Consider the following 6333-nt stretch of genomic DNA (forward strand, 5'->3'; position numbering starts at 1 on the left):
AGGACGTGGGAAGATGTCCTCAACATCTTCGACTGCACATCCGGTTCGGCCCAGTCCATGAAGATTCCTCCCCGCGACGACATCCTGAAGCTTCAGTGGCTCAAGTGGGATGTCTGGGCGAGCCTTTACGGTGTCGGCCACAACCTGCCCAAGGGCTGGAAGTTCGAGGCTGTCACCTATACGAGCACGATGCAGTACTTCGCGGTGGCCAGCCCCAACGACGAAGCGCTCGCGAAACCCGTCGAGACCTTCTACGGCAACATGGAAGCCCTCTTCACGTCCATGGTGGGTACTCCCAACAACAACCCGGTGGCGCAGCCGTGGACGTTCACCAGGGCGTACGACGCGTTGAACGGGACGAAGAACCTGCTCACCGAGCAGGCGACGGCGCTGGGCAAAGTGCGCGACAAGGTGGGGAAGAAGGGCGACGACTTCCAGGGGACCGGTGCCGGGGCCTTCTGGGAGGTGCTGGACAATCTGATGTTCCGGTGCACCGACCTCGGAAACCAGCTGGGGGACCGTCCCGCGGGACTGAAGAAATTGAGGGCACCGACGGACGACGCCGCCACCGTCGGCATCAACGAAGCGGAACTCGTTCTGCGGTGGGCGTTCGACAATCTCACGCAAGCCTACAAAAAATGGCAGTCCACCACCGAAACGGCCACCTATGACATCAGCCTTTTCGGTCCGGTGTCGGCGGCCGGTTACCATTTTTCCACGCCGGCGGGCGCGTTGGCGGCGATCTGGACCAGCGACCGGTTCACCCAGGACCTGAAGGACAACAAGGCCGAGGACGACAAGGTAACCGTATTCGAGCATTACCCGCGGTGTGACTTCCTCGACGCGGACGCCAGGAATCCGGTGTTCTGGGAGAAAATCGTGACCGCGGCCAAGGAGTTGTGGACGAAGCACATCACGACGGTCCTGGATTCCGCGGCTTCGTCCGTTCTCACCGAGCTTCCCCGGGTCTACGGTGAAACGAAGCTGCTCCTGCCGACGATCCTCGAACCGCATCGGCCCAATCTCCACAAGAAGCCGCCACCCACCGGTGGACAGGACGGGTCGAAACCGCCGCCAACGCCGCCTCCTCCGCCGCCCCCGCCCGGGCCACCGAAGACGAAGGTACCGCCGCCTCCCGGCGGTAAGGACGGGCCTCCGAACACCAAGGACACCAAGGGGAACGGCGGAAAGGTCCCGCCGTTCGACAAGAACAACCCGCCCGGTCCGAACAATCCCCACAACCCGGACAAGCCGCCGCCCAAGCCGCCGCCCGGCCTGCCGAGCCCGGAGACGCAGCTGAAGGTGCCGATCGGTTCTTCGGTCGGCCTCGACGGTGTGGTCCGGGGCCCGGACAAGAAACCGGTCCTCGACCCCTTCGGGCGGCAGATCGTCGTGCCTCGTGGGTCCACGGTGAGCCCGAACGGCGAAATCCTCGGCCCGAAGGGTGAGAAGCTCGCCGAGAAGGACCGGCTGTCCCGGCCGGAGCCGACCAATCAGGACACCAAGAAGCAGAGCGAGCTGGATCAGTATCTGAAGACGTTGCGGGGCACCAACGCACCGTCGATGCCGACCTTGCTGAACAACACCCACTCGCCGCCACTGTCGCTGTCCTCCAGTGGTCCGCAGACCCTCCACAGTGGATCTTCGGGCCCGGCGCCGCATCCGGGGCCGACCGGGTTGAACGGTGGTGGCAGGCCCGAGACCACCGCCACGCCGCCGCCGGGAAAACCGGTGACGACCGAGGGTGGTCCTTCGCTGATCAAGAACCAGCAAGGGAACGGGGCCTCGCAGAACGGGATGGGCGGCGTGCCGTTCTATCCCCCCACCGCCGGCGGCCCCGGCGGCGGGGCCGGCGGAGACCAGAACAAGGGCGAGCGCGACCGGACCACCTGGCTGGCCGAAGACGAGGAGACCTGGGGCACCGACCCGAAGCTCCCACCGTCGGTGCTGGGTGCCCGCAGACGCGGCAGACGGGTCGCGGGAAGCGGCGCCGGTGGTTCACGCAACTACGGACAGGGAGGAAACGATGGCCGACTGGCTGGAGGATCAACTTCACCAGGCTATGGTCACGCTGAAGGATCAGCGTGACCGGATCGAGTCGGCGAAGGCCGACCTCGCCTCGCGGACGACTTCGGCGACCTCCGCGGACCATCTGGTCACCGTGACCGTGGATTCTCAGAACTCTTTGGTGGGCTTGAAGTTCCACACCACGAAGTACCGTTCCATGCCGCCCGGACAACTGTCCGAGATTCTGATCGAGACGTTCGAGCGCGCCCGGCGGGAAATGGCGGACACGGTCGTCGAGGTCTTCGGCCCGCTCATGGATCAGCGTGCCGATCTCCGTGCGGCCATGACCGGCACCACCGAGGTCGACAAGGCGTTCGCGCCGCTCTGGAACGAGGCGCCATCGGACGTCTTCGGCGGGCGACGTGACTAGCTCCCTGATCCTGGGCGGACCGGACACGACGACCTGGCTCTGGGAACAGGCACTCAACATCTTCAGTGTCGAGCCCCATTGCCCGATCGTGCCGTCGCGCGAGGAGGTCATCAAGCAGACCTGGCTGAAGTGGGAAACCCGTACCCATCTTCGGGGGCCGAGCAATCACGTGCCGACGAATTTGATCCACGCCGAGGGAATGACGTTCTTCACGTCGTGGTACGGCGTCGCCGACGCGACCAAAGAGCTCGACGACGTGGCGGCGAAGTACTTCGGCAACGCCAACAGCATCGTGGATTCCCTGTACAACGACCTCAATGCCGTCGGCAATCAGCACAGCTTCGAAACGGCGGCGACCACGCTGGAGGGGGTCGCGACCTGGCTGACCGCGCAGATCGCCCCGCTCGAGACCGAGCGGAACAAGACCGGCCATCGCGGCGACGACTTCCAAGGTGCCGGCGCGAGTGCTTTTTGGACAGTGCTGGACAAGCTCGCCTTCACCTGCCGGGACCTCGTGGAACAGATGAGCCACGAACGCACTTCGTGGACCGCGCTCCGCGACGCGAAGGGGCTGCTGAAGTACGGCGTGACCATGCTGTACGACGGTCGCGCGTTCTGGCAGGGGGACGACAATTTCACCTATGACACCGGGCTGGGGTTCGCGGTCACCGGGCCAGGATCGCAGCTCAGCTCGCCGACCGGTGTGGTGCGCGCGATCTGGCAGTCGCCCGAGCTGGTGGCGGATTTCGGCAGCCACTTTCCCCCCAAGTACACCAGGGAGGAGGACGGATGGCCGGTGAGCGACCTCCTCGGTGGCTCGGTGACCGAAACCGCTCCGCGTGAAAAGCTGGAGACAGCGGCCAAGAGGGTCTGGCGTGAACACCTGACCTTCTTGGACAGCTGGGGAGCCAGCACGGTGGGGTTGCTGGCGGCGACTTACCAGCTGGCCACCGCGAAGCTGCCGCCGATCAAGGATCCCGCCTACTTCACCCTCACTCCCGGCGGCTCCGGAGGCGACGGTTCCGGAGGCGACGGGACCGGCGGCGACGGGACCGGTCCGGGCGGAGGAAACGGTTCGGGCGGCGACAAAGGGCCGATCACCACCACCACGTCCGCGCCACCGCCGCCACCCCCGCCTCCTCGGATCATCAGGACCGACACGAACGTCAAGAACGGCCCTGGCGGACTCTTCCCGCCGCCGATCACCCGGATCGGTGGCGGTGGGCCGAACACCACCCTCAAAGTGCCCACCGGTTCGTACGTCGGCCGGGACGGTATCGTCATCGGTCCCAACGGGAAGCCCGTGCTGGGTTCCGACGGCAGGCCGATCATCGTCCCGCCCGGCTCGCGGGTGAACGCGAACGGTGAGATCGTCGGCCCGAGGAACGGCGGGAACCTCGAGCAGAAGGATCGCCTGCGCAAGGCTTACCCGCCTCCGGAGACGCGGACCGGCGTCACCGAGACGGCGCTGGAACGGCACCTCAATTCGTTGCGGCGCAGCACACCTCCGCCGCTCCCGGCACTCCGCGCTCCCGACGCGCCGCCCTTGACGATGTCGAAGTTCGACCCGCAGGCGAACTTCCACAGTGGACCGGGATCCCTCGGCGGCGGCCGGGTGGGTGTTTCACCGCCCACCATGTCCATGGGCGGGAACTCGGTGACTCCTCCCAGTGTGGGCCCGAATCCCGTCGAGAGTCCTAAAGGGACTTTGGGAGGTCCTAAAGGGACAAATAGCAACGGTGTGCCGTTCTACCCGCCGTCGGCGAGTGGTGCCGGTGCCGGTGGAGCGGGACAGGACAAGGGCGAACGCGAGCGGGCGACCTGGCTCGCCGAGGACGAGGAGACCTGGGGCACCGATCCCACGGTCGCTCCCGGCGTGCTGGGCAGGCGAAGGCGCCGGACCCGGCGGCCGGGTGGCGCCCAGGTGCGCGTCAACCAGGACGGCGAACCCGCGACGAGACACAGCATCAACCAGGGCACGGGCACCACGACAGGATGAGAACGGGAGACCATGTCGAACTTCAGCGCCGACCCGAGGGCCATGGAGATCATCGGCGAGGGGTACCAGTCGATCGCCGCCAAAATGGACTTGATCTGCGAACTCGGCGCGGATCGGCTCGCCCTGCTGCTCGAAGCCTGCGGTGACGACGACATGGGCGCCGAGATCAAGGAAAATCTCTTCGGCCCGGCGCAGAAGGTCGAAGAAGCCTTCACTTCGATCAAAGAGGTCGTCCGGAACCAGACCAACGTGACGAAGGGCATGGCGCTCCACCTTCGCAACGTGGAGACCGAGAACATCGCGAACGTGCGCGGCGGCACCAAGCGCCCGTGATCGACCCCGGTGGGCGAACGGGTCCTGCCGGTAAGAACCTGAGTCAGTGAAGAAAGCGGGAACACCATGTCCACGGACGCAGAACAGTCCACCGGAGTCGCGGTCGCCGCCGCGGCGGAGGTCACGCCTGCCACCCCGGAAGCGAAGGCGGACAACGAAACCACCCCGCCCGCCGCCAAGACCGCCGCGGCGGGCGCCACGGCGCCGGTCGTGGACGCGGGCGCCGCCGTCGCATCGTCGGCACCGGGCCGCTTGCCCAAACCGGTGATCGTCGCGGCGGCGATCGCCGGTGTCGTGCTGGTCGCCTTGCCGTTGGCGCTCAGCGGTTTGCTTGGCGACGACCAGCCCGGCGAGGGACCGAACGCCGCGGGCTACGCGCGGGATCTGCCGCCGGGTGGCGGGTTCGTGCCGGGGCTCGCCGCCCCGCCCGCGGACAACAACGCCGGAGGCCTGCCCGTCGGCGTGCTGCCCGGCCAGCCGGTCGAAGGCCTGCCGGTGGGCCAGGGCGGCGTACCGGCGGGAGTTCCCGTGGCCCCGCCCGCGGCCGGGAACCCGGCGGGCCCGGGACCGCAGGGCGGTGGCGGCCCGGCGCCGGTACAGCAGCAGCAGAACAAACCCCAGCCACAAGGTCCGCCCGCCCCGCCACCCGCCGCCAAGTCGGTGGTCTACGAGGGTATGGCTGGCAAGGGCTGCGGTGGGGGCACCCAGTTCGTCGGTGCCGGGGCGTACAGCGACGGCAAGTCAGGCTGGGTGAACCACGGCAGCGGCGGCTGCGGCAGCTCGTTCGTCTCCATCCCGATGTCCGGCGACGCGAACAAGGACGACCCCAGCGCGTACGGCGTGTGGACGTTCAACACCGGCCCGGTGACCACCGGATCGTGCGCGGTCTCGGTGTTCATCCCGAGCGGCGACGTCACCGTGGCGGGCGGTAGGCCGTCGGTCTACCGCGTCTTCGACCGGTTCGCGGTGGAGAAGGCCACGCCGGTCGGAACGTTCCAGATCGACCAGGTCGGCAACCGCGGCCGGTGGGTGAACGTCGGCACCTTCCGGGCGAACGGCGCGAAACTCGCCGTGCAGCTGCTCAACCGGGGTCGCGACTGGTCGGGCTCGACCAAGACCTACGCGCACCACGCCGCGGCGATGGTGAAAGCCAAGTGCCAGGCCTGACCTCGGCCTCCGCGCTGGCGCCAAGGAGATCTTCACGACGTCACCCCGCCGGAGGTGCCGCAAGCGCGACTGAAGTACATGAAGGACCCCTTCCTTGCGCTAGGCGCAAGGAAGGGGTCCTTCATGTACTTGTACAAAGCCTCAGTGACCACAATCGTCACAGTGCCACCAGGGATCACATCGGCGAGGTCCGTGAAGGACTCTTTGAGAGTCCAGGGGCCGTCGAGTTCCCTTCACTCGCTCCGGAACCACACTGAGGCCTCAGAAGCGTCATAAGCCACGACGACTTCCCCCACCTCAGCCGAGAAAACTCGCCCCCAGTACGGGAAGGGGGCCTTCATGTACTTCAGGCGAAACGTGAACCGTCCGGTGGTCGGCGTGCGTTAGCTCCGGTGAA

General features: G+C 67.0%; 5 protein-coding genes. All 5 read left to right on the forward strand.

What is annotated here, in order from left to right:
* Window positions 1-57 precede the first annotated feature (57 nt).
* The 5 genes from BS329_RS42935 to BS329_RS34225 all read left to right on the forward strand — a co-directional run bounded on the left by BS329_RS42935 (window position 58) and on the right by BS329_RS34225 (window position 5936).
* Entirely contained in the window at window positions 58-2088 is a 2031-nt protein-coding gene (locus BS329_RS42935) for a hypothetical protein (RefSeq protein ID WP_143253305.1), read from the forward strand.
* Window positions 2063-2437 carry a YbaB/EbfC family nucleoid-associated protein gene (locus BS329_RS34210; RefSeq protein WP_076166503.1) on the forward strand — a complete coding sequence of 125 codons (375 nt, stop codon included), beginning with the start codon at window positions 2063-2065 and terminating at the stop codon, window positions 2435-2437. Before BS329_RS42935 ends, BS329_RS34210 begins: the two co-directional genes overlap by 26 nt.
* Window positions 2430-4436 carry a hypothetical protein gene (locus BS329_RS34215; RefSeq protein WP_076166505.1) on the forward strand — a complete coding sequence of 669 codons (2007 nt, stop codon included), beginning with the start codon at window positions 2430-2432 and terminating at the stop codon, window positions 4434-4436. Before BS329_RS34210 ends, BS329_RS34215 begins: the two co-directional genes overlap by 8 nt.
* A gap of 12 nt (window positions 4437-4448) precedes the next feature.
* Window positions 4449-4769, forward strand: coding sequence for a hypothetical protein (locus BS329_RS34220; RefSeq protein WP_076166508.1), 321 nt, complete (start codon window positions 4449-4451; stop codon window positions 4767-4769).
* A gap of 66 nt (window positions 4770-4835) precedes the next feature.
* Window positions 4836-5936, forward strand: a complete 1101-nt coding sequence (locus tag BS329_RS34225) for a hypothetical protein (RefSeq protein ID WP_076166511.1) — start codon at window positions 4836-4838, stop codon at window positions 5934-5936.
* Window positions 5937-6333 lie beyond the last annotated feature (397 nt).

The organism is Amycolatopsis coloradensis (assembly GCF_001953865.1).
Classification (GTDB): Bacteria; Actinomycetota; Actinomycetes; order Mycobacteriales; family Pseudonocardiaceae; genus Amycolatopsis; species Amycolatopsis coloradensis.